General features: G+C 59.3%; 2 rRNA genes. Both read left to right on the forward strand.

The window, feature by feature from the left end:
* A 16S ribosomal RNA gene (locus tag BAA01_11390) occupies window positions 1-245 on the forward strand; the annotation flags it as partial.
* A 164-nt stretch (window positions 246-409) separates the two neighbouring features.
* Window positions 410-2,987, forward strand: a 23S ribosomal RNA gene (locus BAA01_11395); the annotation flags it as partial.

The raw sequence follows: 2,987 nt of genomic DNA on the forward strand, positions 1-2,987 counted from the left end.
GCAGGCTGCAACTCGCCTGCATGAAGTCGGAATTGCTAGTAATCGCGGATCAGCATGCCGCGGTGAATACGTTCCCGGGTCTTGTACACACCGCCCGTCACACCACGAGAGTTTGCAACACCCGAAGTCGGTGAGGCAACCCGTCCAGGGAGCCAGCCGCCGAAGGTGGGGCAGATGATTGGGGTGAAGTCGTAACAAGGTAGCCGTATCGGAAGGTGCGGCTGGATCACCTCCTTTCTACGGAGTCGACGTCCTCTCGGCGAGAGGGGATGGAAAGCGGCGCGGACCTGGCTGGCTTGTTTGCGGTTTTGAAGGCGCAAGGCCTTCAGCTTGCACCTTGAAAACCGGATAGCGAAACGAGGAGCGCAAGAAGCATCCGAAGCTGGAAGGCCGGTCTGTGGCTGAAGGAAGGTTAAGCTACAGAGGGCGCACGGTGGATGCCTGGGCGCCAGGAGCCGATGAAGGACGCGGCGAACGGCGATACGCCTCGGGGAGCCGTAAGCAGGCATTGATCCGGGGATGTCCGAATGGGGGAACCCGGCCGGGGTCATGCCCGGTCACCCTGCAGTGAATCCATAGCTGCAGCGGAGGCACACCCAGGGAACTGAAACATCTAAGTACCTGGAGGAGAAGAAAACAACAGTGATTCCGCAAGTAGCGGCGAGCGAACGCGGAGGAGCCCAAACCGTCGGGGAAACCCGGCGGGGTTGCGGGACGTTCCACACGGAGTGACAAAGGGACACGTTAGGCGAAGAAGTCTGGAAAGGCTCGCCATAGGAGGTAACAGCCCTGTAGCCGAAAACGTGTCCCCTCCGGAACGGATCCCGAGTAGCGCGGGGCACGGGGAACCCCGCGTGAAGCAGGCAGGACCATCTGCCAAGGCTAAATACTCCCTGGCGACCGATAGTGAACCAGTACCGTGAGGGAAAGGTGAAAAGCACCGCGGGAGCGGAGTGAAAGAGAACCTGAAACCGTGTGCCTGCAAGAAGTCAGAGCCCGTCAACGGGTGATGGCGTGCCTTTTGCAGAATGAACCGGCGAGTTGCGTTTGCATGCGAGGTTAAGGCTTGAAGGCCGGAGCCGCAGCGAAAGCGAGTCTGAAGAGGGCGTGAGTATGCAGGCGCAGACCCGAAACCGGGTGATCTACCCCTGTCCAGGGTGAAGGTTCGGTAACGCGGACTGGAGGCCCGAACCCACTGGCGTTGAAAAGCCGGGGGATGAGATGGGGGTAGGGGTGAAATGCCAATCGAACCCGGAGATAGCTGGTTCTCCCCGAAATAGCTTTAGGGCTAGCCTCGGGCAGACTTGAAGTGGAGGTAAAGCACTGATTGGGTGCGGGGCCCGCAAGGGTTACCAAGCTCAGTCAAACTCTGAATGCCACGTTCATGTGTCCGGGAGTCAGACCATGAGTGCTAAGATCCGTGGTCGAGAGGGGAACAGCCCAGACCATCAGCTAAGGTCCCCAAGTGCGTGTTAAGTGGGAAAGGATGTGGAGTTGCCCAGACAACCAGGATGTTGGCTTAGAAGCAGCCATCATTTAAAGAGTGCGTAATAGCTCACTGGTCGAGTGACTCTGCGCCGAAAATGTCACGGGGCTCAAACACGCCACCGAAGCTGTGGATTGCGCCGCGGGGCGCAGTGGTAGGGGAGCGTTCCAAAGGCGTTGAAGGTTGACCGGAAGGGCAGCTGGAGCGTTTGGAAGTGAGAATGCCGGTATGAGTAACGAAAAGAGGGGTGAGAATCCCCTCCGCCGAAAGCCTAAGGGTTCCTGAGGAAGGTTCGTCCGCTCAGGGTAAGTCGGGACCTAAGGCGAGGCCGAAAGGCGTAGTCGAAGGACAACAGGTTGAAATTCCTGTACCACCTTTGCGGCGTTACGAGCGACGGGGTGACGCAGGAGGGCAGGGACGCAGGCGGCTGGAAGAGCCTGTCCAAGCGGCGAGGGGGGTGCGCAGGCAAATCCGTGCACCGATAACTCTGAGCCGTGACGGGGAGGGGAAATTGAAGTACCCGAAGGTCCTGGGCTCACACTGCCGAGAAAAGCCTCTAGCCAGCCGCGGGGTGCCCGTACCGCAAACCGACACAGGCAGGCAGGCAGAGGATGCCGAGGCGCGCGGAAGAACTCTCGTTAAGGAACTCGGCAAAATGACCCCGTAACTTCGGGAGAAGGGGTGCCCCGGTAGGGTGAAGAGCCCGAGGGGGCCGCAGTGACCAGGCCCAAGCGACTGTTTAGCAAAAACACAGGTCTGTGCGAAGCCGCAAGGCGACGTATACGGGCTGACGCCTGCCCGGTGCTGGAAGGTTAAGGGGAAAGGTTAGCGTCTTCGGGCGCGAAGCTTTGAACCGAAGCCCCAGTAAACGGCGGCCGTAACTATAACGGTCCTAAGGTAGCGAAATTCCTTGTCGGGTAAATTCCGACCCGCACGAATGGCGTAACGACTTGGGCGCTGTCTCAACGAGAGATCCGGTGAAATTTTAGTACCTGTGAAGATGCAGGTTACCCGCGACTAGACGGAAAGACCCCATGGAGCTTTACTGCAGCTTGATATTGGACTTGGGTACGGTTTGTACAGGATAGGTGGGAGCCATGGAAGCCGGTGCGCCAGCATCGGTGGAGGCGCCGTTGGGATACCACCCTGACCGTGCCTGAGTTCTAACCCGGCGCCGTGAACCGGCGCGGGGACCGTGTCAGGCGGGCAGTTTGACTGGGGCGGTCGCCTCCCAAAGGGTAACGGAGGCGCCCCAAGGTTCCCTCAGAATGGTTGGAAATCATTCGGAGAGTGCAAAGGCATAAGGGAGCTTGACTGCGAGACGGACAGGTCGAGCAGGGACGAAAGTCGGGCTTAGTGATCCGGTGGTGCCGGATGGAAGGGCCATCGCTCAACGGATAAAAGCTACCCTGGGGATAACAGGCTTATCTCCCCCAAGAGTCCACATCGACGGGGAGGTTTGGCACCTCGATGTCGGCTCATCGCATCCTGGGGCTGAAGT

The organism is Bacillus thermozeamaize (assembly GCA_002159075.1).
Lineage (GTDB): Bacteria > Bacillota > Bacilli > ZCTH02-B2 > ZCTH02-B2 > Bacillus_BB > Bacillus_BB thermozeamaize.